Here is a 24,386-nt window from a genome sequence, read left to right on the forward strand (position 1 = left end):
TTCCGAAAATCAGCTGATTCTATAACATGTTGTTTTAAAAGGATTTTATTTGGTTTTGGGTCTTGGCACACTGCCTGCAATAACCCTGTTAACGCTGCAGCATCAAGGTTCACACACTGCAGATTTTTAATAAAACAGGAGTTACTCGTATGAAGAAGTTCGCTCTCGCTACTGCTACCGCTCTGACCCTGGCCATGGGTGCTAACGTGGCCTTTGCTCAGACTTCCCAAGCTCCAATGACCCTGGCGGCTGGTGAAGCCACCAAGGCTAAAGAAAGCGTTTCGGATACCTGGATCACCACCAAGGTTAAATCCGACCTGCTGACCGAGAAAGGCATTCCTGGTTCGGACATCAAGGTTGAAACCAACAAAGGCGTGGTTTCCCTGTCCTCGACAGTCGCTATCTCCGATTCGCAAAAAGCTACTGCTGTAGCAATCACCAAGAAAATCAAAGGCGTGACCGCGGTTTCGGCTGACGGCCTGATGGCAGGCGGCGCAACTAAAGCCGATAACGTCGACAAAACCAAAAGCGCAGCAGCTGGCGCCAAAGAGTCCACCTCGGACACTTGGATCACCACCAAAGTGAAAGCTGACCTGGTAACCGAGAAAGGCATTCCTGGTACCGACATTAAGGTCGAAACCAACAAAGGCGTAGTTTCCCTGTCTTCGACCGTAGCGGTCACTGAAGCTCAGAAAACTACCGCGGTGAATATCGCCAAGAAAATCAAAGGCGTTAAATCTGTTTCGGCTGCTGGCCTGCAAGCAGAGTAACGCTTAACGAATCGCCTGAACTAGGCAGAGGCGGCCACGAGCGAGTCTAGACATCCGCTCAATGCACCTCACAGGTTCATGCGACCGGCCACACGGATGTGGTCATTACAGGCCCCGGCACTTGTGCCGGGGCCTGTTCTATTGTGGGTAGAAAAGTGGGGAGGTCAGAGGCTCTTGTGGCGAGGGGGCTTACCCCCCGTTGGGCTGCGTAGCGGCCCCTTGGTATGACGACGGTGATCCGCCTGAATGACCGCGACGCCCTCATTGGGGCCGCTACGCAGCCCAAGGGGGGACAAGCCCCCTCGCCACAGATGTTCAGCGGGTGCCGGTTTATTCGGCATCCAGATGCATCGGTGTCACCACCCGGCCATCTTTCTGCGCTTCACCAAGGTTGGCGTCGATAAAGTAAACCCGGTCGTCTTCGAGTTTCCCCTTGTCCACCAGGTAGTCCTTGATCGCGCTGGCGCGGTCCTGGCCCAGTTGGCGCAGCAGCACGTCACTGGCGCTCCAGAACTTGATCACACCGTCTCGCAGCTTGGCAGTGCGGTCATCGCTGCTGAGGTCTTTCCACTCGGGCGGCGGCTGCAGTTTGAGGCGGGTGCGGTAGATGCCTTCCAGCAGCGGAGCCTTTTCCTTTTCCGGGACAGCAAGCAGCGACGCCTGGGCCGGGACTTTATCGCCACGGCGCTGCAAGATCTTGTAGTAGTTGTACTGGTATTCGCGTTCCAGTCGCTGTGCGGCCAAAAGCGGGCCGTCACTGCTGGCGGCGGCGGTACCTTCGATTTCCAGGCGCAGGGCGGGGCGTTCTTTGAGCGCCTTGGCCAGGCTGTCCAGTGCCGACTCGGAGTCCTTGCTCAGATCGCTGGAACCCGCGGCGAAAGACACGTTGCCGAGGTCTTGCGCACCACCACCGCTAATCAGCCCGCCGATAAACTTGAACGGCGCCGTGGCTGCACGCACCACCAGGTTACGCAGCGTCTGCCACACAATCGGCATCACGCTGAATTGCGGGTTGTTCAAGTCGCCGGTCACCGGCAGCTCAATGGAGATCTTGCCGTCGCTGTCTTTGAGCAGGGCAATCGCCAGGCGAATTGGCAGGTCCACGGCGTCGGCACTGTCAACCTTTTCGCCCAGTTGCAGTTGCTCAACCACCACCTTGTTCTCGGCTTTCAGCTGGCCCTTGGTGATGACGTAATGCAGGTCGAGGTTGAGTCGGCCCTTGCGGATGCGGAACCCGGCGAACTTGCCCGAGTACGGCGTCAGCGTGGTCAGTTCGACACGCTTGAAGCTGGTGGCGATGTCCAGCGCCGCCATCGGGTCAAACGGGTTTACGCTGCCCTTGATGGTGACTGGCGCGTAACGGTCGACCTTGCCCTTCACGTCGACGGTCGCCGGTTTGGCCTGGCGACTGTCGATGGTGCCAATCTGGCCGTTGAGCTGTTGGATGGCCGTGGCGAAGTTCGGGGTCAGGCTGAAGTCGGCGAAGTTGGCCGAGCCGTCGTTGATCGCAATTTGACCAATGTGAATGCCCAGCGGCTTTTCTTTGCCAGCCGCAGGTTTTGCAGCGGGCTTACTGGCGCCGTTTGCCGGCTGCGGAATCAGCAGGTCATCGATGTTGGTGGTGCGGTCGTCGTTGATCATGAACCGCGCATAGGGTTGCAGCAGGTTGACCTTGTCGATCGACAGGCTGTCGCCGTGTTGATAATTCACGCCTTCGAGCACCAACCGCTGCCACTTGAGGAAGTCGCGGGTCTTCATGGTGTCCAGGGTGTGCAACTGGTCGACCTGCGCCCGGCCAGTTACCTGGAACGCCAGGGGCTCGGTGCTTTTCAGGTTGACGTCGAGGTTGCTCCCCAGCATGCCGCTACGCAGTTCCAGGCGGATAAACGGGCTGATATAGGACTGGGCGACGCGCAGGTCGATGTCCTTGGTATCCACTTTCAGCTTGGCGGTAACCGGGTTCAAGTTGACCTGGCCGGTAGCCTGCAGCTTGCCTTGTTTGCCTACCCCAGTATCGAGCTTGAGGGTAAACGGGCTCTGGTTGAGGCTATCGAAATCCTGCAGGTCCAGGTTCAGCGGGCCGACTTCCAGGGCGACTGCCGGTTTAGCCGAGCGGTCAGCCAGGTGCACTTGGTAGTCGCGCAGTTGCACGTCCTTGAGCAGCACTTGCCAAGGCTTGCTCGGGGCTGGCGGCGCCGGTTTTGGCGAGTCGGCGGTGGCGGGTGCGGTAGCCGGTTCGGGCGCGGCTGCCGGCTTGCTCGGTTGGCTGGCGAACAGTTTCTGCCAGTCGAGCTGGCCGTCTGCTTCAAGGGCGGCCCAGGTTTCGAGCTTGTTGCTGCGAATCTTGCCGACAATCACCTGCTGCTTGGCCAGGTCCACGGAGGTGTCACTGACGTCCAGGCGTTCCAGGCGGGCCAATGGCCGGCCATCCGGCGTCTTGATCGCGAACGGCGCGACACTCAAGGCGACGTTGGTCAGGTTAAGCTCGGTTTCCTTGGCCAGGCTCAACTTGTAGTCGGTGCTGAAGTTGAGGACGCCGTCGTCGAGTACCAGAGGCACCGCGTCACGCACATAGGGCCACCAGACTTTCATCTTGCCGTCGGTAACCTTGAGTTTGCCTTCGGAGGCAATCGGGATGAGGCTGAAGTTGCCGGTCCAGTCGATCTGGCCACCTTCGGGCCCGGCCGCAACCAGCGTCATATCAGCGTTGTCTTCGGGCAACGTGCTGAGGTTCTTCAGCTCGAAATCCAGTTTGTCGTAGAGAAACTCGATCGGCTCACTGGGGCGCAAATCCTGGAAGTGCACATAACCGCCCGCCAGCTTGATGTTATCGATGCGCAGCGGGAACGGCTTGGCGTTCGGATCGGTTGGCGTCGGCTCGCTGGCGGGCAATTTGAACAGTTGCGCCAGGTTTAGCTGGCCGGATTTGTCGAACAGCAGCTCGGTCTTCGGCTTGTCGAGTTGTACGTCCGCCAGGTGCAGGGCGCGGGTCCACAGGCTGTCGAGTTGCAGGTTGGCATAGAGGCGTTCAAAGCCCACTTGCTCCTTGCCGGGCTCACCGATATTCAGGCCCCACACGGTCAATTCGAGGCTGAACGGGTTGAGCTCGATACGCTGGATATGCGCCGGCACGGTGGCGTAATTGGCCAACTGTTGGTTGGCCACGCGAAGGGCAATGCCGGGGAGAATAAGAAAGCCCAGCAAACTGTACAGGGCAAGGGCGGTCAGCAAGGCGCCAGCGGCGCGAATCAATCCTTTGGGCATATGTGACGCCATCTATGTCGATCAAGAGTGTCTTGGAGTATGGCACGGGTTTACGGTTCCGAAGCACCGGGCCTTTATTACCGCGACCAGGCCCTTTTGGGACAAGTCTTACAGCTGCAGGATCAGGGTCTTCAGCGGGGGCTGCTGGTCTTGCGACGGGAAGTCTGCACCGGGTGTCATGGCCTGCCAGTCGCGTACCGGGCGCCCGGCCTTTTCGGCGCAGCGCAGTACCTGGTCACGCCAGTCGTCCATGCTGACTTTTGCGAGGTTGTTGCAGCAGATCAGCACGCCGTTATCGGCAGTCGCCAGCAGTGCTGGCTTGAGCAGGCTCTGGTAGTCGCGCAGCAGGTCGACGGTGCCGAAGGCGCTCTTGGCCCAGGCTGGCGGGTCGAGCAGCACCAGGTCGTATTGGCGTTGATCCAGGCGCGGATAACTCGGCAGTTTTTGCCCGCGGCGCTGGCTGATGGGCAGGCCAGCCAGTTGGCGGATAGCCGGGAAATAGTCTGACTGCACAAATTCCATCGTCGGTAATTGCGGGTTCAACTGACCGTTTTCGCGACCGACCGCCAGGTTGCCCTCGGCAAAGTCCAGGTTGCACACCTCTCGGGCGCCGCCGGCCGCCGCGCTCAGGCCTACGCCGCAGGTATAGGCGAACAGGTTCAGCACGCTCTTGCCGGCACTGTGTGCGTTGACCCAGCCGCGAGTGTTGCGCAGGTCGAGGAAAAGCAGCGGGTCCTGGCCGGCATGCCGACCACGCACGCGGTAATTGAGGCCCCATTCATGGCCGATCAAGTCTTCCAGGGCGGCAGGTTCCGCGCGGTACACCGTGTCTTCACGGTCGATGCGCGAGTTGCCCGGGGAGCGGTCGTTATAGACCAGCAGCAGTTCCAGCCCCAAGTGCTGGTTGATCGCTTGGTGCAGCTGCAACAGGTCGTCACTTTCCAGCGACTGGTGAAAACTCTGCACCAGCAGTTGCGGGCCATAGCGGTCGATAGTCAGGCCGCCGGCGCCTTCCTGGCTGCCGTGGAACAGGCGATAGCAATCGGTGCCTTGTGCGTGCAGCTCGGCGAGCAGGTCCTGGCGATGATCGAGGGCGGCGCGCAGCGCCTGTTTCAAGGAAGACATAGTGCGCGCCTTGCAGAGTCATTGGGGCGCGGGAGTTTAACAGTTATGGCTCCAGCAGGCCCATTCGCCTGTGGGCCCGCTGCACCGAACCGTTGCGCATGGCCCAGCGTAACAAGGGTGCACTGCGCTTGACCCCGGCGCGGATCATCTGGCGTTGGAGGGGGCGTTGCTTCTGCTCGAGCATGTCGCTGGCCCAGTCCGGCAGCAGGTCGATACCCGCCTGCATCATCAATGAGCCAAATGGCTTGGCCAGGGCGCTGGGAGATGGCGCATTGAGTAGCAGGCGCAGGACTTCGTGGCTGCGTTCATCACACAGCAGTTGCGGACGAATACGCTCAAGGTAATCGGAAATTTCCTGGCGCGAACGCGGCACATGGCGCGCGCCCAGTTGCTCGGCCACCAAGGCGATTTCGCTGTAATAGCGATCCTGATCCCTGGGCGATAAATCCGGGTTGCGATAACGCAGGTGGGCGGCGAGAAAATTGCTGACCTCCGCCACATGCACCCAGGTCAGCAGCTCGGGGTCGCTGGCGGCATACGGGCGCCCATCGGGCGCATGCCCGACTACTTGCAGGTGAATGGTGCGCACTTTCTCGATCAGCCATTCGGCGTCACGCCGCGAACCAAAGGTAGTCCCGGAAATAAACTGCGAGGTGCGTCGCAAGCGACCGAGCATGTCCTGGCGAAAGTTCGAGTGGTCCCAAACGCCAGCCAACGCCAGCGGGTGCAACGCCTGCAACATCAGCGCGCTGATGCCGCCGATCAACATGCTGCTGAAGTCGCCATGGACCTTCCAGCTCACCGAGTTCGGCCCAAACAGACCTGGGTCGCCCTTGGGGTTTTCCAGGTCGAGTTGGCCGAGCGATAAGCCGGTGAGGCTCATCAACTGGTTTTCGATGCGGCTGCGAATGAATTCCATGGGTTCCTATCGGTTGAGGCGCTTGTCGATCAAACCGTCCACCACGCTCGGGTCGGCGAGGGTGGAAGTATCTCCCAGGCTGTCCAGTTCGTTGCAGGCAATCTTGCGCAAAATCCGCCGCATGATCTTGCCTGAGCGGGTTTTCGGCAAGGCCGGCGCCCATTGAATCAGCTCGGGCTTGGCGAAACTGCCGATTTCCTTGCTCACCAGGTCCAGCAGATGCTTTTTCAACGTATCGTTGGGCTCGACGCCGTTCATTGGCGTGACAAAGGCATAAATACCCTGGCCTTTGACGTCGTGGGGGTAACCCACCACGGCGGCTTCGGCGACCTGATCATGCAGCACCAGCGCGCTTTCCACCTCGGCGGTGCCGATGCGGTGTCCCGACACGTTGATCACATCGTCGATGCGCCCGGTGATCCAGTAGTCCCCGTCCTCGTCCCGCCGCGCGCCGTCGCCGGTGAAGTAGTAGCCGGGATAGGGTTTGAAATAGGTGTCGATCATCCGCTGCGGGTCGCCGTGCACGCTGCGGATTTGCCCCGGCCAGCTGGATTTGATCGCCAGCACGCCGCTGCCGGCGCCACTGATTTCCTTGCCTTGCTCGTCGAGCAGCACCGGCACTACGCCAAACATTGGCTGGGTCGCGCAGCCGGGTTTGATCCGTTGGGCGCTGACCAGCGGACTGAGCATGATGCCGCCGGTTTCGGTCTGCCACCAGGTGTCGACAATCGGGCAGCGTTGTTCGCCGACCGCGTTGAAGTACCAATCCCAGGCTTCCGGGTTGATCGGCTCACCGACACTGCCCAGCAGGCGCAGGCTGGCGCGGGAAGTGTTTTCCAGCGGGCCATGGCCTTCACGCATCAGCGCGCGCAAGGCGGTGGGCGCGGTGTAGAAGATGTTGACCTTATGTTTGTCGATCACCTGCCAGAAACGTGAGCTGTCGGGGTAACTCGGCACACCCTCGAACATCAGCGAGGTCGCGCCATTGGCCAGCGGGCCGTAGACGATGTAGCTGTGGCCGGTCACCCAGCCGACATCGGCGGTGCACCAGAACACTTCGCCGTCGCGGTAGTCGAGCACGTACTTGAAGGTCATCGCCGCTTGCAGCAGGTAGCCGCCGGTGGTGTGCAGCACGCCTTTGGGTTTGCCGGTGCTGCCGGAGGTGTAGAGGATAAACAGCGGGTCTTCCGCGTCCATCGGCTCGGGCGGGCAGTCGTCGCTCGCCGCGTCCAGGGCCTGTTGATACTTGAGGTCGCGCCCTTCAGTCCAATTGACTTGCGCACCGGTGCGTTGCACCACCAGCACCGTGCTGACGTCCGGGCAACTGGCCAACGCCTTGTCGACGTTCTGTTTCAGCGCCACCGGCTTGCCCCCACGCACGCCCTCATCGGCGGTGATAACCGTGCGGCAGTCGGCGTCTAGAATGCGGTCGCGCAGGGCGTCTGGCGAAAAACCACCAAATACTACCGAATGCACCGCGCCGATCCGCGTGCAGGCCAGCATCGCGTAGGCCGCCTCGGGAATCATCGGCATGTAGATGCACACCCGGTCGCCTTTCTTCACGCCACGGCTTTTCAGCACGTTGGCCAGGCGGCTGACATTTTGGTGGAGTTGGCGGTAGGTGATGTTGGAAGATTTTGCGGGGTCATCGCCTTCCCAGATGAAGGCAGGCTGGTCAGCACGTTGGGCCAGGTGACGGTCGATGCAGTTGTAGCTGACGTTCAGTTGGCCACCGGCAAACCATTGGGCGGCGCCGGTCTTGATGTCGGATTTGTGCACGGTTTGCCAAGGCGTGCTCCAGTCGAGGAAGCGCTTGGCCTGCTCGGCCCAGAAGGTGTCGGGTTGTTCAACGGATTGGCGGTAGAGGCGCTGGTAGTCCTCTTGACTGAGTTGCGCAGCCCGGCGGACGGCATCGGCGGTGGGGAAGGTGCTGATATCGAACATGAGGGATCCTTATTCTTGTTTTCGCGACAAGAGGGGAGCTTTGCGACCCTCGCAGGAGCTGGCTTGCCAGCGATTGCATCACCTCGGTATTGAATTTCACCGAGGTGTCTGCATGGCTGGCAAGCCAGCTCCTACAAGGGTCCGCTCCCGCAGGTTCAGACCCTCATTGTAGTGCTGTTACCATCAACCGCGGTGACGACCGCGGAAGTAGTTGATCAGCCCTTGGGTGGACGCATCGTCCGCAGGCTGCTCTTCGGTACCGGTCAGGCGGTTGTAGACGCCTTTGCCCAGCTCCTTGCCCAACTCTACGCCCCATTGGTCGAAGGCGTTGATGCCCCAGATGACGCTCTGCACGAACACTTTGTGCTCATACATGGCCACCAGCGCGCCAAGGCGGCGAGGGCTGATGCGCTCAACCACAATGGTGTTGCTTGGGCGATTGCCCGGGATCACCTTGTGCGGTGCCAGCTTCTGCACGTCGGCTTCGTCCATGCCTTTGTCGCGCAGCTCGGCTTCGGCTTCGCTGCGGGTCTTGCCGAGCATCAGCGCCTGGCTTTGGGACAGGCAGTTGGCGTACAGCCACTGATGGTGATCGGACACCGGGTTGAAGCTGACGATCGGCACGATAAAGTCGGCCGGGATCAGTTGGGTGCCCTGGTGCAGCAACTGGTGGTAAGCGTGTTGACCGTTGCAGCCTACGCCGCCCCAGATAACCGGGCCGGTGTCGGTGGAAACCGGCGTACCGTCCTGGCGCACGCTCTTGCCGTTGGATTCCATGTCCAGTTGTTGCAAGTGCTTGGTGATGTTACGCAGGTAGTGGTCGTACGGCAGGATAGCGTGGCTCTGCGCGCCCCAGAAGTTGCCGTACCACACGCCCAGCAGGCCCAGCAGCACCGGCATGTTCGCCTCGAACGGCGCGGTCTGGAAGTGCTGGTCCATGGTGTAGGCACCAGACAGCAGTTCCTTGAAGTTGGACATGCCGATGGCCAGGGCGATCGGCAGGCCGATGGCCGACCACAACGAGTAACGACCGCCAACCCAGTCCCACATTGGGAAGATGTTTTCTTCACGGATACCGAAGGCCACGGCTGCCGCGTTGTTGCTCGATACGGCGATAAAGTGGCGATACAGCTCGGCTTCCGAGCCACCCTGGGCCAGGTACCAGGCGCGGGCGGCCTGGGCGTTTTTCAGGGTTTCGAGGGTGTTGAAGGATTTCGACGAGACGATGAACAGCGTGGTCTCGGCGCGCAGCTTCATGGTCAGCTCGTGGAACTCGCTGCCGTCGATGTTCGCCAGGTAATGGCAGCGCACGCCTTTGTGGGCGTAGGACAACAGAGCTTCAGACACCAGCTCCGGGCCGAGGAACGAGCCACCGATACCAATGTTCACCACGTCGGTGATCGGCTTCTCGGTGTAGCCACGCCACAGGCCGTCGTGGATGCGGCCGACCAGGTCAGTGATCTGGTTCAGCACCTTGTGCACGTCCGGCATGATGTTCACGCCATTGACCGACAGCTTGTCACCCACCGGGCGGCGCAGCGCGGTGTGCAGCGCCGGGCGGCCTTCGGAAGAGTTGACCGGCTCGCCGTTGAACAGCGACTTGATCGCGCCCTGAAGATCGACTTCCTTGGCCAGGCCTACCAGCAGGTCGCGGGTTTCGCTGGTGATCAGATTTTTCGAGTAATCGAGGAAAAGTCCGCAGCTGCTCAAGGTGAACTGGTTAAAGCGCTGGGGATCGGCATTAAAGGCTTCGCGCATGCTGAAATCCTGCATGGCTTGGCGATGTTGATTGAGCGCTTGCCAGGCGGGCAGAGCGGTAACGTCATGAGGAGTGCGGTAGTACGCCATCGCTGCGGGTTTCCTTTTTTTATTGCTGGGACTGCTTTTAGGACACTTGAAAGCCGGGAATGTGCTGTCTTTGTGAAGATGACAGGCTCCGGTCGACGCCAACCAATAGCGTAGGGCGAATACATTAAACCTAGCGTGTCGATCTGTCTTGGCTTTGTCTGCGCTGTGGCCGGTACTTTTTTATACCGGCCGATCAGGCAGTGCAACAGGCGGGGGTATGTGGCAGGGTCAGTTCAGCTGCAAATGCAGGTTGTCGATCAGCCGGGTAGCGCCCAGGTAAGCGGCGACCAGAATCACTACGTCCCGGTCTTCAGCGGTTGCCGGGCGCAGGTGCAGGCCGTGGCGGACTTCCAGGTAATCCATGCGAAAGCCTGCCGCTTCAATCTGCTGAACCTGTGCGGCACGCAGTTTGGCGAAATCGCGGTCGCCACCTTCAATCGCCGCGGCAATCTCGCTGAGGCTGCGGTAAAGCACCGGGGCAATGGCACGCTGTTCCTCGGTGAGGTAACCGTTGCGCGACGACAGCGCCAGGCCATCGTCGGCGCGCACGGTGGGCTCGCCGATAATCTGGATCGGCATATTCAGGTCATGGACCATGGCGCGAATCACTGCCAGTTGCTGGTAGTCCTTCTGGCCAAAGATCGCAAGGTCCGGCTGGACCATGTTGAACAGCTTGCTGACCACCGTGGCCACACCTTCAAAATGCCCGGGACGGCTGGCGCCGCACAGGCCTTCGGACAGTTGCGGCACGCTGACGCGCGTCTGGCCGGCCATGCCGTCCGGGTACATCTCGTCGACGGTCGGGGCGAACAGCAGGTTGCATCCGGCCTGCAGCAGTTTCTCCTGATCAGCCGCGAGCGTGCGCGGGTACTTGTCCAGGTCTTCGCCGGCGCCGAATTGCAGCGGGTTGACGAAGATGCTCGCCACCACGAAGTCCGCTTGTTGCGCGGCCTTGGTGACCAGCGTGGCATGGCCGCTGTGCAGGTTGCCCATGGTGGGTACAAAGCCTACGCGTTTGCCCGCATTGCGGGCATGGGCGACGGCGGCGCGCAGTTCGCGCACGGTCTTGACGGTGTTCATGCAGAGAATCCGTGTTCGGCGCCTGGAAAGGTAACGGCTTTGACTTCGCTGACGTAGGCGGCGAGGGCTGATTGAATGTTGTCCTGGCCGGCCATGAAGTTCTTCACGAACTTGGGCACGCGGCCGGAGAGGGACAGGCCCAGCATGTCGTGCAGTACCAATACCTGGCCGTCAGTGGCAGAGCCGGCGCCGATACCGATCACCGGGACTTTGACTGCCTGGGTGATTTCGGCTGCCAATTCGCTCGGCACGCATTCCAGCAAAATCATGCAGGCGCCGGCCTGCTCAAGGGCAATGGCATCAGCGCGCATCTGGCGCGCCTGGGCTTCGCCGCGGCCTTGTACCTTATAGCCGCCGAGGATATTCACTGACTGCGGCGTGAGGCCCATGTGTGCGCAAACCGGCACGCCACGTTCAGCCAGCAGGCGGATCGACTCGGCGAGCCAGGCGGCGCCTTCAACCTTGACCATGTGTGCACCGGCGCGCATCAGTTGAGCGCTGTTGGTCAGGGTCTGTTCGATGGTGGCGTCGGCCATGAAGGGCAGGTCGGCAATGATGAACGCGCCCTCGTTACCGCGTTTGACGCAGGCGGTGTGGTAAGCGATGTCATCGGTGGTGACCGGCAGAGTGCTGTCATTCCCTTGCAGGACCATGCCCAGGGAGTCCCCTACCAGCAGCACTTCAACGCCAGCCTGGCAACTGGCCTGGGCAAAAGTGGCGTCGTAGCTGGTCAGCATGGTGATTTTTTCACCTTTGAGTTTGAGGCTCTGCAAGGTGCTCAGGGTAACGTTTGGCATGAAAAGGGTCCTCGTTCAGGCGCTTGGAAACAGCGAGTAACGCGCGTGAGTCTTCGTGTATACAGGCGCACTTTCTTAAGGATCAGTGCTTATAAGGCCTGGATTGCGCCCTTCAGCGCCGGGTAGGCGGCAGCGGTACGCCTATAGTCGTGAGGAGGACTCTGGAAGTCAATTGGATGTGTTACCGCATTGTTACGGCGGTGGTGTTACCGCTGTTACTGATGCGATTCAGCAGGTCCACCGGTGTATTCAAAGGCGCCGCAGATCACTGTGGGAGCTGGCTTGCCTGCGATTGCATCACCGCGACATACCTGATGCACCGGGTTGTCTGCATCGCAGGCAAGCCAGCTCCCACATGATCGTGTCAGGCCTCCGGCAGGCGTTCCAGGCCGACAAACGGGCAGCCAGCCAGCAGGTCACTTAGCGGGCGGCCATCGGCCAGTTGCAGGTTGGCGGGCGCCAGTTCTGCCAGCGGATAAAGCACAAACGGCCGCAGGTGCATTTGATAGTGCGGCACCTTCAAACGCGGCTCATCTATCAGTCGGTCACCAAATACCAGAATGTCCAGGTCGAGTGTGCGCGGGCCCCAGCGCTCCAGGCGCTCACGGCCTTGGTCGTTCTCGATGGCCTGGAGTGCATCGAGCAACTCCAGAGGCGCAAGTGCGCTGTCCAGGGCTGCGACCGCGTTGGTGTAGCGCGGTTGGCCCGGGAGCAGGGAGTCACTTTGGTAGAAGGCCGAGACGCCCGCCAGCGTAGTGCTCGGCAATTGCGCCAAAGCATCGGCTGCCTGGCGCAATTGTCGTTCGGGGGCCGCCAGGTTGCTGCCCATGCCGATGTAGATACGTTCCACGTGCTTACTCGCCAGACGCGCTCGAGGTATCGCCAGCGCTGCGTTTGCGCTTGCTGCCACTGCTGCGGCGACGCTTTTTCGGGCCATCGCCGGTGGCTTCACCTTTGCTGCTGAGTTCTTTGATCATCTCGCGGCGCTGGCTGTCGTTGGCGTCCTGGTAGTCGGTCCACCATTCGCCCAGGCCGTCGGTCTGCTCGCCGGCGCTTTCGCGCAACAGCAGGAAGTCGTAGCCGGCACGGAAGCGCGGGTTGTCCAGCAGCAGGTCGGCACGTTTGCCGCTGCGGCGTGGCAGGCGCTCCTGCATGTCCCAGATCTCGCGGATCGGCATGGTGAAGCGTTTCGGGATGGCGATGCGCTGGCATTGCTCGGCGATCAGCTCGTGAGCCGCTTCCTGCATGGCCGGGATCGCCGGCATGCCGCGGTCCTGCAGGCGCATGACGCGTTTTGGAAGCGCTGGCCACAACAGGGCAGCAAACAGGAACGCCGGGGTGACCGGTTTGTTCTGCTTGATGCGCAGGTCGGTGTTGATCAAGGCTTCGCTGATCAGCGTATGGGTGTAGGTCGGGTTGTACTCCAGTGCCTCGGCGCTGGCCGGGAACAGTGGGTCGAACAACTGCAGGTCGACCAGCATTTCGAAGGTGTCGGCGGCATAGCCGGAGAGGAACAGCTTGAGCACCTCTTCGAACAGCCGGGCCGAGGGGATTTCCCGCAGCATCGGTGCAAGGTCGCGGATCGGCGCGGCCGTGTGTTTCTCGATGCCAAAGTTCAGCTTGGCGGCAAACCGCACGGCCCGCAGCATGCGCACCGGGTCTTCCTGGTAGCGTTGCGTCGGGTCGCCGATCAGGCGCAGCAAGTTGTTGCGAATGTCGTGTACGCCATTGGCGTAGTCGAGGATGCGCTCGCTGACCGGGTCGTAGTACAGGGCATTGATGGTGAAGTCGCGGCGTTGCGCATCTTCTTCCAGGGTGCCGTAGACGTTGTCCCGCAGGATGCGTCCGCTTTCATTGCGGGAAGACTGGTTAGTGTCTTCTTCTTCATCGTTTTGCGGGTGGTTGGCGCGGAAGGTCGCGACCTCGATGATCTCGCGACCAAAGTGGATATGCACCAACTTGAAACGCCGGCCAATGATCCGCGCATTGCGGAATTCGGCACGTACCTGTTCCGGCGTGGCGCTGGTGGCGACGTCGAAATCCTTGGGGGTGATATTGAGCAACATGTCGCGCACGCAACCGCCAACCAGGTAAGCCTGGTAGCCGGCGTTCTGCAGGCGTTCGACGATGTTCACCGCATAACGGCTGAATTGAGCGCGCTGCAGCGAATGCTGGTTGCTGTTAAGCACTTCAGGCGTGCTGCGAATGTGCTGCGTACGACGCAAGGGAGAACGGAATGACTGGAACAACTTCTTCAGCATGGGATGCACTGTTTGAAGGAATGTTCGGCCATAACGAAGAATGACCGCATGATGGGCGGGGATTCTAGCATTTAGTCAGGGGATGGTGTAGGAACTAGCTGCAAGGCTTGAGCCAGAAGCTTAAAAGAAGGGTGGCAAGCGCCAAATCGCGGAAACTACAAGGGGAGCCGAAGCTCCCCCAGAAGTAGTTGCGTGCTCTATTTTTATTATTGGTTTCGGGCTTCTTGTTTTTGTTGATCGCCCTCGCCATGAAGCTTCACCTTCATGACACTCCCAATCGGGAGCCAAGAGCAAACGGATTGCTTTGGTCGCTGTGTTGCTGATCTACGATCCAACCAGTTCAGGCTCTGCCTTAGGGCAGTTTTTGTTGTTCTCGGCCTGGTTGCGGGGCAAGCCCCAAATGCAACGCCTCTCCAAAAGAATCAGTTAGCTGCGCCTCCGCCGTGTTGTTTTTGTTATGCGTGAGTCGATACGTCTTATTTTTATTGTCTTGTACATTTGCTTGTTATTGTTTTTGTACTAAGCATATAGCAGGGTGCGTGCCAACTTTTGCGAGGCCCAGCAAAATAAGGGGTTTGAGGTGATTTTGGGTTTTTCGAGGGCCAAAAAAAGCCGGGGCTTCGTTACCGTAAGCCCCGGCTTTTGTTACGTGAAAAATCAGCGGTAACAGTTTTTTCACATCTGAGGGTGTTACCTGTGGGGGCGACCCACTCAGCTTTCGCTGGCAACCCCGGTCTTGCGCCGCGGGATACCCAGGCGCTGGCGCCGTTCCCACAGGCATTTACGGCTCACGCCCAGTTTGCGCGCCAGTTCGGTCTCGGTCATGTGGTCCTGGTGCTCGAGGACGAAATGCTGGAAGTAATCTTCCAGTGACAAATCTTCCGTCGGCTCGTGGCTGTTGTTACTGCCACCCTGCTGCGGCGGCAGGCCGATGAAGTCATCATCGTCCAGGTCGCTGAGTTCGATATCGATGCCCAGCAGCTCGGCGGAAATTTCCGGGCTCTCCGACAGAATCACCGCACGTTCTACCGCGTTCTCCAGTTCCCGCACGTTACCCGGCCAGGAGTAGTGCCGGATGGCCTGTTCGGCATCGGCGGCAAACTTCAGGTCGGTACGGTTGATCCGCGCACTCTGGCGCGCCAGGAACGCCGTAGCGATCTCGTTCACGTCAGCGCCGCGCTCACGCAGGGCCGGCAGTTTGAGTGCGATTACGTGCAGGCGGTAATAAAGGTCTTCACGGAACTGGCCGATCTTGGCCAGGCTTTTCAGGTCACGGTGGGTGGCCGCGATCAGGCGTACGTCGACCTTTTGCGACTGTACCGAGCCGACCCGGCGGATTTCGCCTTCCTGGAGGACCCGCAGCAACCGCGCCTGGGCTTCCAGTGGCAGTTCGCCAATCTCGTCGAGGAACAACGTGCCACCGTCGGCTGCTTCAACCAAACCTGCACGGCCAGCGCTGGCGCCAGTAAAGGCCCCCTTTTCATGGCCGAACAATTCGGATTCGATCAGCGATTCGGGAATGGCTGCGCAGTTCACCGAGATCATCGGTGCCTTGGCTCGCTTGGACAGGTTGTGCAGGGCGCGGGCCACCAGTTCTTTACCGGTACCGGACTCGCCCTGGATCAATACATTGGAGTCGGTTGGCGCCACTTTGCGGATCTTGCTGTACAGGTCCTGCATCGGTGGGCAGGAGCCGATGATGCCGATTTCGCCATTGCTGTTATCCACGCCGGGCTTTTCAGCACCATTGACGGCCTTGCCCGCTGCCGGGCGTTCAGCCGGTGCGCTGCTGGCAGACTGGCGGTCACGCAGGATGCGCGCCACGGCCTGGAGCATCTCGTCGTGGTCGAAAGGCTTGGCGATGTAGTCCACCGCGCCCATCTTCATCGAGTCCACTGCCGAGCGCAGGCTGGCGTAGCTGGTCATGATCAGCACCGGAGTGCCTTGGCCGAGCTTGATCAGCTCGGTGCCGGGGGCGCCGGGCAAACGTAGGTCACTGACGATCAGGTCGAACGTGGGAATGCTGAAACGCTCTTGGGCTTCCTGCACCGAGCCGGCTTCGCTGACCTGGTACTGATTACGTTCAAGCAGGCGACGCAAGGCAGAGCGGATAATGGTTTCGTCTTCGACGATCAAAATGTGCGGCATTGATTCAACTCTCTCGACGGTCTCAGTTCACAGCGGACGTCGCTTCGACATGACGCGGCAATGTCACCCGAATACGGGTGCCGCGTTGGCTTTCGGTGTCAGCCGGGCTGTCGATGGTGATTTGTCCATAATGCTCTTCAACGATGGAATAGACCAGTGCAAGGCCCAGACCGGTACCTTCACCCGGATCCTTGGTGGTGAAGAAGGGTTCGAACAATCGATCCATGATGTTCTGTGGAATGCCGCTGCCTTCGTCCTCGACGATCAAGTCGACCGTGTGCTCGAAAGCCTCGCTCTTGACCCGTACTGCGCTGCCGGCCGGGGATGCATCACGGGCGTTGGACAGCAGGTTGATCAGCACTTGGGCCAGGCGTTGTGAATCACCGTCGACCCAGTGTTCCGGATCGCACAGGTTGAAGAACTGTACTTCGAAATTGCACCGGTTCAAGGCCAGCAGCCCAATAGCATCCTGGGCAACTTCGGCCAGGCACACCGCTTCGTCGTGATTCTGATGGGCGCCCGCGTGGGCAAAGCTCATCAGCGACTGCACGATGCGCGAAACACGCTTGGTCTGCTCGAGAATCTGCCCGCTGATCTCGATGATTTCGCCGTCTTCCTCGCGCTCCTCCCGCAGGTTTTGCGCGAGGCAGGCGATACCGGTGATCGGATTGCCGATTTCATGGGCCACGCCGGCGGCCAGGCGGCCGATGCTGGCCAGGCGCTCGGAGTGCACCAGCTTGTCTTCGAGCATCTGGGTTTCGGTCAGGTCTTCCACCAGCAGCACCAGGCCGCTGTTACCGGGCGCCAGGGGTTCGTCGATGGCCGCCTTGTGCAGGTTCAACCAGCGGGTCTGGCCATCAAGGGCCAGGTGCTGTTTGTGCAAGTGTTCGTCGGGCAGGTTGATGAAACCTTGGAGCAGTTCCTTCCACGGGTCGCCAATGGTGTTCAGGCGCGAACCCACCACGCGCTGGGCGGCAATGCCGGTGAGCTCTTCCATGGCCTTGTTCCACATCAGGATCTCTTGGTCCTTGGCCAGGGAACAGACGCCCATCGGCAGCTCCTGCAGCGTCTGGCGGTGATAGCGGCGCAGGGCATCGAGTTCGGCGGCAAGGCCGGTGAGGCGCGAGTGGTAATCCTCCAGCCGGCTCTCGATGAAGTGGATGTCTTCGGTCACATAGTTTTCGCCGCCGGCCTTGTAGGGCAGGAAGGTCTCGACCATGTCCTGGGACACGCTCGGGCCCATCAAGCCGGAAAGGTTGGCTTCGATACGGTCACGCAGGCGGCGCAGGGCATAAGGCCGGCGCTCATCGAACGGCAGGTAGAGATCGCGCAGGGCCTGCTCGACTTCTTTTTGCGCGGCCTTTGCGCCCAGCGGCTTGGCCAGTTGCGTGGCGAATTCCTGGGGCGAGGCGGCGTGCAGTTCGCGGCGCTGCGGGCGGCGTACGTTGTCTACCGCGCAGGCTTCGGCGGCACTGGTTTCTTCGGGGCTGGCGTTGGTGAACAGCGAAATCAGGGTGAACATCAGCACGTTGGCCGCCAGCGAAGCAATCGCCGCCATGTGCCAACTGGTGTCGTCCAGCACGTAGATCATGTTCAGCAACGGGATGTAGAAGCCCTGCAGGTTGCCCACCAGCGGCAACAGCATGGTCACGGTCCACACCAGGATCCCGGCCAGCAACCCGGCGATAAACCCGCGGCGGTTGGCGGTCGGCCAGTACAGCACCGACAGCACGCCCGGCAGGAACTGCAGCGTGGCGACAAAGGCGACGATGCCCAGGTTGGCGAGGTCTTGCTCGGCACCCAGCAACAGGTAGAAGCCATAGCCGGCCATGATGATCGCGACGATCAGCGCCCGGCGGGTCCATTTCAGCCAGCGGTAGATATTGCCTTCGGCCGGCGGCTGATACAGCGGCAGCACCAGGTGATTGAGCGCCATCCCGGACAGCGCCAGGGTGCTGACGATGATCAGCCCGCTGGACGCCGATAAACCGCCGACATACGCCAGCAGCGCCAGCGACTTGCTGTTGGCGGCGATGCCGACACCCAGCGTGAAGTATTCCGGATTGGTGGTGGCGCCCAGCTTCAGCCCGGCCCACAAAATCAGCGGCACCGCCAGGCTCATCAGCAGCAGGAACAGCGGCAAGCCCCAGCTGGCGCTGACCAGCGAGCGCGGGTTGAGGTTTTCGGTGAAGGTCATGTGGTACATGTGCGGCATCACGATGGCCGACGCGAAAAACACCAGCAGCAGTGTGCGCCACGGGCCTTCCTGCAAGGGCGTGTGCAGCGCGGCCAGGGCGGTCTGGTTTTGCAGCAGCCACAGCTCCAGTTGTTGCGGGCCGTCGAAGACGCCGTAGAGCGCATACAGGCCGACACCGCCAATGGCGATCAGCTTGATCACCGATTCAAACGCGATCGCGAACACCAGGCCTTCATGTTTCTCACGGGTGGCGATATGCCGTGAGCCGAAGAAAATCGTGAACAGGGTGATCAGTGCGCAAAAGCTCAATGCAACGCGATGTTGCACCGGCTCACGGGTGAGGATGCTGATGGAGTCGGCCACGGCCTGAATCTGCAACGCCAGCAACGGCAGCACACCGATCAGCATGAAAATCGTGGTCAGCGCACCGGCCCAGGTGCTGCGAAAACGGAACGCAAACAGGTCAGCCAGGGACGACAGCTGATAGGTTCGGGTGATCTTGAGGATTGGGTACAACAGCACCGGCGCCAGCAAAAACGCCCCGGACACCCCGAGATAACTCGAAAGAAAGCCGTAACCGTACTGATAGGCCAGGCCCACCGTGCCATAAAACGCCCAGGCGCTGGCGTACACGCCCAGCGACAAGGTGTAGGTCAACGGATGGCGAATGATCGCCCGCGGAATCATTCCACGCTCACTGATCCAGGCTACCCCGAACAGCGCGGCCAGGTAGGCGGCGCTGATCAGCAGCATCTCGGTCAGGCTAAAGCTCATCGGCATCTTTTTGGCTCTGCAGGATGAAAGTCACGACGATCAGAATCAGCCAAAGCAGATAGGGCCGGTACCAGGCGCCTGTGGCGTCGATCCACCAATCCATGATGGCGGGTGAAAACAGGTAGATCCCGACGACCAGCAGCAGGACCAATCGATAGATGTACATGTTGGCCTCTGATTGAAAAACTGCGGCGATGGTAACGGATGGTTCGCAAGCTGCAAGCGCCTTCAGCGCAATTGCGCTTCGGCCAGCGTGAGGGTGCGCGGGATCTGTGCGGCATCCCAGTGTGCAATGCCCCAATCCAGCAGTTCCCGTGGGCTGGCGTGGTTCAACTCGTCGCCCGCGGGCTGGCCCAGGGCACGCAGCGCCCTTAACAGCAAAGGCGTCGCCTGGCCGGTGGTCAAGGGCGGTGAACGGTAGGATTTGCCCAGCTTGTTACCGTCCGGCTGGATGATCAGCGGCACATGCAGGTAACGCGGTTGGCGCAGGCCCAGCAATTCTTGCAGGTACAGTTGGCGTGGCGTGGAGTCGAGCAGGTCGGCGCCACGCACGATGTCGGTCACACCTTGCCAGGCATCATCGAGGACTACCGCCAGTTGGTAGGCGTACAGGCCGTCACGGCGGCGGATAATGAAGTCGCCTACGTCGCGGCCCAGGTGCTGTCGGAATTGGCCTTGTACGCGGTCGGTAAAATGGTATTCCAGCTCCGGCACCCGCAGGCGGATGGCGGCATCTTGCTGGCCGTGGCCGGCATTGCGACACAGCCCCGGATAAATCCCGTTGTAGGGCTCCAGTTGCTTGCGCGAACAGGTGCAGGCGTAGGCCAGGCCGTGATTGAACAGGCGGTTGAGCACTTCGGCGTAGGCATCATGCCGCTCGCTTTGTCGGACCAATTCTCCGTCCCATTCAAAGCCGTAGCTTTCCAGGGCATTGAGGATCGCCGCCTGGGCACCGGGCTCTTCCCGTGGCGGATCGAGGTCTTCCATGCGCATCAGCCAGCGGCCTTGATTGGCACGGGCGTCGAGGTAGGAGGCGAGGGCAGCGACCAGGGAACCGAAGTGCAGGTGTCCGCTGGGCGTGGGGGCGAAACGCCCGATATAGGAGGAGGCAGTCATGGGCCGGATACTACTGGAAAACCACCCAGCGCCAGAAACAAAAATGGGGCGTTCGCACGCCCCATTTGTTCAGCCCGGCAGTGATTACTTGCCGACCTGTTTTTCCTTGATTTCAGCCAAGGTCTTGCAGTCTACGCACAGGTCGGCGGTAGGACGCGCCTCCAGGCGGCGAATACCGATCTCGACGCCGCAGGACTCGCACCAGCCATACTCTTCGTCTTCGATGAGTTGCAGGGTCTTGTCGATCTTCTTGATCAGCTTGCGCTCGCGATCACGGGCGCGCAGTTCAAGCGCGAACTCTTCTTCCTGGCTGGCACGGTCTGCCGGGTCCGGGAAGTTGGCCGCTTCGTCCTTCATATGGTCAACGGTACGGTCAACCTCTTGCATCAAGTCCTGTTTCCACTGCTTCAGGATCTTGGAGAAGTGTTCGCGCATGGGCTTGCCCATGTATTCCTCACCCTTCGATTCGACGTAGGGTTGGAAGCCGCTGATGCTCTGTTGCTTTGCTTGGGTGGGCATGAATGGACCGCCTCTCACTCTTCTAATCCATTGCGCAGGATTGCAACATCACCGACACCTGCCGGCCCTGCGGCTGCAAGCGGGCGAACTTACCAGATAGATTCGGGGTGCGCCACTCCCGGTTGTCGAGGCACCGTCTTGTGAGGCGTGCAAACCGCCGCAGGCCCCAGCAGGGCGGGGTTGTACGGTCTCGAATGTTGATTTTAGCTGTTTTGCAGGTAGTTGCTCGCCACGCCCGCTACACGTCTTCGGGCAATAGAGCAGGTTTTGCGCGGCGGGTTGGGTAGAATCGGGGTTTGTCCTCAGAGTTAAGGAAGGCTAATGGCTCAGCCCTACAGTGCGCGCAGCCGCGCTATCGAACCTTTCCATGTCATGGCGTTGCTGGCGCGGGCCAATGAATTACAGGCCGCCGGGCACGACGTGATTCACCTGGAAATCGGCGAGCCGGACTTCACCACCGCCGAGCCGATTATCAAGGCCGGGCAGGCGGCACTGGCCAATGGCAAGACCCGCTACACGGCGGCCCGCGGGCTGCCGGAATTGCGCGAAGCCATCAGCGGGTTCTACCAGCAGCGTTACGGGCTGGGCATCGACCCTGAGCGAATTCTGATCACCCCCGGCGGCTCCGGTGCCTTGCTGCTGGCGAGCAGTTTGCTGGTGGACCCTGGCAAACACTGGCTGCTGGCAGACCCTGGTTACCCGTGCAACCGTCACTTCCTGCGACTGGTTGAAGGCGCGGCCCAGCTGGTCCCGGTCGGCCCTGAGGTGCGTTATCAACTGACTGCCGACCTGGTGGCGCGCCACTGGGATCAAGACAGCGTGGGCGCGTTGGTCGCGTCGCCCGCCAACCCGACCGGCACCATCCTCACCCGCGATGAGTTGGCCGGGCTGTCGAGTGCCATCAAGGCGCGCAACGGGCACCTGGTGGTGGATGAAATTTATCACGGCCTGACCTACGGCACCGATGCCGCCAGCGTGCTGGAAGTTGACGATGAAGCCTTCGTTTTAAATAGCTTTTCGAAGTATTTCGGAATGACCGGATGGCGCCTTGGCTGGCTGGTGGCACCGCCGGCTGCCGTGGGTGAACTGGAAAAGCTGGCGCAGAACCTCTACATCAGCGCGCCGAGCATGGCCCAGCATGCGGCCCTGGCCTGCTTTACCCCAGAAACGTTAGGCATTCTTGAGGACCGCCGGGCCGAGTTTGGCCGGCGCCGCGACTTCCTGCTGCCAGCCCTGCGAGGGCTTGGCTTCGGTATCGCCGTTGAGCCGGAAGGCGCGTTCTACTTGTATGCCGATATCAGCGCATTCGGTGGCGATGCCTTTGCCTTCTGCCGGCACTTCCTCGAAACCGAACACGTGGCCTTTACCCCGGGCCTGGATTTCGGCCGTTATCAAGCCGGTCACCATGTGCGTTTTGCCTACACGCAAAACCTTGATCGCCTACAGGAAGCCGTTGAGCGAATTGCCCGTGGCTTGCGGAGCTGGCAAGGCTGATGCGTTTTAATCCTCCCCTCGAAGAAGGCCGGCTGATTCGCCGCTACAAGCGTTTTCTCGCCGATATCGAAACCGTTACCGGCGAGTTGCTGACTATTCACTGCCCCAACACCGGCTCGATGTTCAATTGCATGGTGGAGGGTGGCCAGGTCTGGTTCAGCCGCTCCAATGACCCTAAGCGCAAGCTGCCTGGTACTTGGGAAATCAGCGAAACCCCGCAGGGGCGCCTGGCGTGCGTGAACACTGCGCGGGCCAATCAGTTGGTGGAAGAAGCGCTGCGGGCCGGGGTTATCGCCGAGCTCAATGGCTTTACCGCGTTGAGGCGCGAAGTACCCTACGGCCAGGAAAACAGCCGGATCGATTTTCGCCTGGATTACCCGACGGGCGCTGCGTACGTCGAAGTCAAAAGCGTCACCCTTGGGTTTGACGGGACGTCGACCGCGGCGTTTCCCGATGCCGTGACCCAGCGCGGGGCCAAGCATTTGCGGGAGCTGGCGCACTTGGCGCGCGAGGGGGTTCGGGCGGTGCAGCTTTACTGCGTCAACCTCTCGGGGATCGATGCGGTGCGCCCTGCTGAAGAAATTGATGCCGGTTATGCCGCTGCGTTGCGTGAGGCCAAGGCGGCGGGCGTCGAAGTGTTGGCCTATGGTGTACGGCTGACGTCAGAAGAAATCTGCGTCGACCGTCGACTGGAAGTAGTACTCGGCGATTAGATTTGCACCCACAGGCCCTGTTCGTCCTCGCGGCCGGGCAGGGCGGTCAGGCTCTGGCCGGCGCAGGGCCCGGCGACGCACTCACCGCTCTCGATCAAAAACAGTGCGCCATGGGTGGCGCACTGGACAAGGCTGGCGCTCGGGTCCAGAAATTGGTCCGGCTGCCATTCCAGTGGCACCCCGCGATGTGGGCAGCGGTTGATATAGAAGTAGGCAATGCCTTCGCGGCGCACGGCAAACAGCTTGCGCCCGTCGATATCGAAACCGCGGCTGGCGTTGGGTGCGAGTTCGCTGGAAGTGCACAGAAACTTCATATCGATCCTTAAGTACCGCCGTTTGTGGGCTGCAAGGCTATCCTGGGTGGGCCGCAGCGCCCCGGAGCTTGACGTGCAAATGCAAACAATTATCAAATGCCGGCTTCGCCCGTAGCTGACTGGGCGCTCTGTACGATGTCGGGCAGCGTTGATCTGTCACATTGCGAGTGTTTCAGCGGGCTCACCTCCTGGAAGGAAACCCTGTTATGCGCCTGAGTACCAGCGCTATTGCGCTCGTTGTCGGACTGCTGGTCAACGCTGGGGCCCAAGCCTCTGAACTGCCACAACGCTGGGTCAGTGCCGGTGGCGCGTTATCGGAATGGGTGACGGCCCTGGGCGGTGAGTCGAAACTGGTGGGCGTGGACACCACCAGCCAGCATCCAGAATCCCTCAAGGCGTTGCCGAGCATTGGTTATCAGCGCCAGTTGTCGGCAGAAGGCATCTTGAGCTTGCGCCCGCAAATCCTGGTCGGCACCGAGGAGATGGGCCCGCCGCCAGTGCTGGCGCAAATCCGCAATGCCGGTGTGAAAGTAGAGCTGTTTTCGGCCGAGCCGGACCTGCCGACCTTGCAAGGCAACCTTCAGCATTTGGGCAAGCTGCTGGGCACCGAAGCCAGGGCTGCGGAGCTGTTCAGCGACTATCAGAAACAACTGGATCAACAAAAGAATTGGGTGACCAACGCGCAGGCCACGCAAAAAGCACCGGGAGTGCTGTTGTTGCTGGGGCATGCCGGTGGCAAACCGCTGATCGCGGGTAAAGACACGGCGGCTGACTGGATGCTGCAGCAGGCCGGCGGCCATAACCTGGCGACCCACAGTGGTTACAAACCGTTTTCCGTGGAGTCGCTGGCGGGGCTCAACCCGGACGTGCTGGTGTTCGCCGACCGTGCCTTGACGGGTGACGCAGCCCGCGCGGCGCTGTTCAAGGAGAACCCGATCCTGGCTTCGACGCCGGCAGCCAGGAACGGGCGCGTCTATGAACTGGACCCGACGCTGCTGGTGGGTGGGCTTGGGCCGCGCTTGCCGCAAAGCCTGGTGAAACTCTCCGCCGGATTTTATCCATCCCAGGCTAAAACTGCCCAATGACCACTCTGGTTAAACCGC

General features: G+C 60.8%; 19 protein-coding genes. 4 read left to right on the forward strand and 15 right to left on the reverse strand.

The window, feature by feature from the left end:
- The first annotated feature begins 149 nt into the window (after positions 1-149).
- The gene (locus tag ACZRN6_RS23260; protein ID WP_322143170.1) at positions 150-770 is read left to right on the forward strand and encodes a BON domain-containing protein; all 621 of its coding nucleotides are present in this window, start codon (positions 150-152) and stop codon (positions 768-770) included.
- 330 nt (positions 771-1,100) lie between these two features.
- On the opposite strand, the gene ACZRN6_RS23265 is transcribed toward ACZRN6_RS23260, so the two are convergent.
- The 14 genes from ACZRN6_RS23265 to dksA all read right to left on the reverse strand — a co-directional run bounded on the left by ACZRN6_RS23265 (position 1,101) and on the right by dksA (position 20,762).
- A complete protein-coding gene (locus ACZRN6_RS23265) occupies positions 1,101-4,034 on the reverse strand; it encodes a DUF748 domain-containing protein (protein WP_464008931.1) in 2,934 nt (977 codons plus the stop codon).
- A gap of 108 nt (positions 4,035-4,142) precedes the next feature.
- Positions 4,143-5,159, reverse strand: a complete 1,017-nt coding sequence (locus ACZRN6_RS23270; protein ID WP_464008932.1) for a class I SAM-dependent rRNA methyltransferase — start codon at positions 5,157-5,159, stop codon at positions 4,143-4,145.
- 43 nt (positions 5,160-5,202) lie between these two features.
- Complete coding sequence (locus tag ACZRN6_RS23275; protein ID WP_322143173.1) at positions 5,203-6,078, reverse strand: oxygenase MpaB family protein; 876 nt, start codon at positions 6,076-6,078, stop codon at positions 5,203-5,205.
- A 6-nt stretch (positions 6,079-6,084) separates the two neighbouring features.
- The gene (acs, locus tag ACZRN6_RS23280; RefSeq protein WP_464008933.1) at positions 6,085-8,022 is read right to left on the reverse strand and encodes an acetate--CoA ligase; all 1,938 of its coding nucleotides are present in this window, start codon (positions 8,020-8,022) and stop codon (positions 6,085-6,087) included.
- Between the two features lie 183 nt (positions 8,023-8,205).
- Positions 8,206-9,870: a glucose-6-phosphate isomerase gene (gene pgi, locus ACZRN6_RS23285; RefSeq protein WP_464008934.1), complete on the reverse strand. Its 1,665-nt coding sequence runs from the start codon at positions 9,868-9,870 to the stop codon at positions 8,206-8,208.
- 228 nt (positions 9,871-10,098) lie between these two features.
- On the reverse strand, positions 10,099-10,950 hold the full coding sequence (gene panC / locus ACZRN6_RS23290; protein WP_322143176.1) for a pantoate--beta-alanine ligase: 852 nt from the start codon (positions 10,948-10,950) through the stop codon (positions 10,099-10,101).
- Positions 10,947-11,747, reverse strand: coding sequence for a 3-methyl-2-oxobutanoate hydroxymethyltransferase (gene panB, locus ACZRN6_RS23295; protein ID WP_464008935.1), 801 nt, complete (start codon positions 11,745-11,747; stop codon positions 10,947-10,949). The genes panC and panB overlap by 4 nt, the downstream gene beginning before the upstream one ends.
- A gap of 364 nt (positions 11,748-12,111) precedes the next feature.
- A complete protein-coding gene (folK, locus tag ACZRN6_RS23300) occupies positions 12,112-12,597 on the reverse strand; it encodes a 2-amino-4-hydroxy-6-hydroxymethyldihydropteridine diphosphokinase (protein WP_322143178.1) in 486 nt (161 codons plus the stop codon).
- A gap of 4 nt (positions 12,598-12,601) precedes the next feature.
- Positions 12,602-14,008 carry a polynucleotide adenylyltransferase PcnB gene (locus ACZRN6_RS23305; protein ID WP_322143179.1) on the reverse strand — a complete coding sequence of 469 codons (1,407 nt, stop codon included), beginning with the start codon at positions 14,006-14,008 and terminating at the stop codon, positions 12,602-12,604.
- Between the two features lie 711 nt (positions 14,009-14,719).
- Positions 14,720-16,156: a sigma-54-dependent transcriptional regulator gene (locus ACZRN6_RS23310; protein WP_010174370.1), complete on the reverse strand. Its 1,437-nt coding sequence runs from the start codon at positions 16,154-16,156 to the stop codon at positions 14,720-14,722.
- A gap of 22 nt (positions 16,157-16,178) precedes the next feature.
- Entirely contained in the window at positions 16,179-19,133 is a 2,955-nt protein-coding gene (locus tag ACZRN6_RS23315; protein WP_464008936.1) for a sensor histidine kinase, read from the reverse strand.
- Entirely contained in the window at positions 19,117-19,293 is a 177-nt protein-coding gene (locus ACZRN6_RS23320; protein WP_003176118.1) for a hypothetical protein, read from the reverse strand. Before ACZRN6_RS23320 ends, ACZRN6_RS23315 begins: the two co-directional genes overlap by 17 nt.
- A 62-nt stretch (positions 19,294-19,355) precedes the next feature.
- Positions 19,356-20,243: a tRNA glutamyl-Q(34) synthetase GluQRS gene (gene gluQRS / locus ACZRN6_RS23325; RefSeq protein ID WP_322143180.1), complete on the reverse strand. Its 888-nt coding sequence runs from the start codon at positions 20,241-20,243 to the stop codon at positions 19,356-19,358.
- Positions 20,244-20,327: 84 nt separating this feature from the next.
- Complete coding sequence (gene dksA, locus ACZRN6_RS23330) at positions 20,328-20,762, reverse strand: RNA polymerase-binding protein DksA (RefSeq protein ID WP_010174401.1); 435 nt, start codon at positions 20,760-20,762, stop codon at positions 20,328-20,330.
- A gap of 321 nt (positions 20,763-21,083) precedes the next feature.
- On the opposite strand from dksA, the gene ACZRN6_RS23335 reads away from it, so the two are divergent.
- Positions 21,084-22,256, forward strand: coding sequence for a pyridoxal phosphate-dependent aminotransferase (locus tag ACZRN6_RS23335; protein ID WP_322143181.1), 1,173 nt, complete (start codon positions 21,084-21,086; stop codon positions 22,254-22,256).
- Positions 22,256-22,969 (forward strand): DNA/RNA nuclease SfsA, encoded by a 714-nt coding sequence (sfsA, locus tag ACZRN6_RS23340; protein ID WP_322143182.1) that lies wholly within the window; start codon positions 22,256-22,258, stop codon positions 22,967-22,969. Before ACZRN6_RS23335 ends, sfsA begins: the two co-directional genes overlap by 1 nt.
- On the opposite strand, the gene ACZRN6_RS23345 is transcribed toward sfsA, so the two are convergent.
- A complete protein-coding gene (locus tag ACZRN6_RS23345) occupies positions 22,966-23,283 on the reverse strand; it encodes a Rieske (2Fe-2S) protein (protein ID WP_322143183.1) in 318 nt (105 codons plus the stop codon). The two genes, sfsA and ACZRN6_RS23345, sit on opposite strands and share 4 nt — an antisense overlap.
- A gap of 206 nt (positions 23,284-23,489) precedes the next feature.
- Between ACZRN6_RS23345 and ACZRN6_RS23350 the strand changes: the two genes are divergently transcribed.
- Entirely contained in the window at positions 23,490-24,368 is an 879-nt protein-coding gene (locus tag ACZRN6_RS23350; RefSeq protein WP_322143184.1) for a heme/hemin ABC transporter substrate-binding protein, read from the forward strand.
- Positions 24,369-24,386: the final 18 nt, after the last annotated feature.

Source organism: Pseudomonas sp. A125, assembly GCF_055409485.1.

What these genes read in the sequence shown, in the direction of transcription:
- ACZRN6_RS23265 (WP_464008931.1), bottom strand. Translation starts at nt 4,034, where the DNA reads ATGCCCAAAGGATTGATTCGCGCCGCTGGCGCCTTGCTGACCGCCCTT.
- ACZRN6_RS23320 (WP_003176118.1), bottom strand. Translation starts at nt 19,293, where the DNA reads ATGTACATCTATCGATTGGTCCTGCTGCTGGTCGTCGGGATCTACCTG.
- sfsA (WP_322143182.1), top strand. Translation starts at nt 22,256, where the DNA reads ATGCGTTTTAATCCTCCCCTCGAAGAAGGCCGGCTGATTCGCCGCTAC.
- ACZRN6_RS23315 (WP_464008936.1), bottom strand. Translation starts at nt 19,133, where the DNA reads ATGCCGATGAGCTTTAGCCTGACCGAGATGCTGCTGATCAGCGCCGCC.
- ACZRN6_RS23335 (WP_322143181.1), top strand. Translation starts at nt 21,084, where the DNA reads ATGGCTCAGCCCTACAGTGCGCGCAGCCGCGCTATCGAACCTTTCCAT.
- ACZRN6_RS23350 (WP_322143184.1), top strand. Translation starts at nt 23,490, where the DNA reads ATGCGCCTGAGTACCAGCGCTATTGCGCTCGTTGTCGGACTGCTGGTC.
- acs (WP_464008933.1), bottom strand. Translation starts at nt 8,022, where the DNA reads ATGTTCGATATCAGCACCTTCCCCACCGCCGATGCCGTCCGCCGGGCT.
- dksA (WP_010174401.1), bottom strand. Translation starts at nt 20,762, where the DNA reads ATGCCCACCCAAGCAAAGCAACAGAGCATCAGCGGCTTCCAACCCTAC.
- gluQRS (WP_322143180.1), bottom strand. Translation starts at nt 20,243, where the DNA reads ATGACTGCCTCCTCCTATATCGGGCGTTTCGCCCCCACGCCCAGCGGA.
- ACZRN6_RS23270 (WP_464008932.1), bottom strand. Translation starts at nt 5,159, where the DNA reads ATGTCTTCCTTGAAACAGGCGCTGCGCGCCGCCCTCGATCATCGCCAG.
- ACZRN6_RS23310 (WP_010174370.1), bottom strand. Translation starts at nt 16,156, where the DNA reads ATGCCGCACATTTTGATCGTCGAAGACGAAACCATTATCCGCTCTGCC.
- pgi (WP_464008934.1), bottom strand. Translation starts at nt 9,870, where the DNA reads ATGGCGTACTACCGCACTCCTCATGACGTTACCGCTCTGCCCGCCTGG.
- ACZRN6_RS23305 (WP_322143179.1), bottom strand. Translation starts at nt 14,008, where the DNA reads ATGCTGAAGAAGTTGTTCCAGTCATTCCGTTCTCCCTTGCGTCGTACG.
- ACZRN6_RS23345 (WP_322143183.1), bottom strand. Translation starts at nt 23,283, where the DNA reads ATGAAGTTTCTGTGCACTTCCAGCGAACTCGCACCCAACGCCAGCCGC.
- ACZRN6_RS23260 (WP_322143170.1), top strand. Translation starts at nt 150, where the DNA reads ATGAAGAAGTTCGCTCTCGCTACTGCTACCGCTCTGACCCTGGCCATG.
- ACZRN6_RS23275 (WP_322143173.1), bottom strand. Translation starts at nt 6,078, where the DNA reads ATGGAATTCATTCGCAGCCGCATCGAAAACCAGTTGATGAGCCTCACC.
- panC (WP_322143176.1), bottom strand. Translation starts at nt 10,950, where the DNA reads ATGAACACCGTCAAGACCGTGCGCGAACTGCGCGCCGCCGTCGCCCAT.
- panB (WP_464008935.1), bottom strand. Translation starts at nt 11,747, where the DNA reads ATGCCAAACGTTACCCTGAGCACCTTGCAGAGCCTCAAACTCAAAGGT.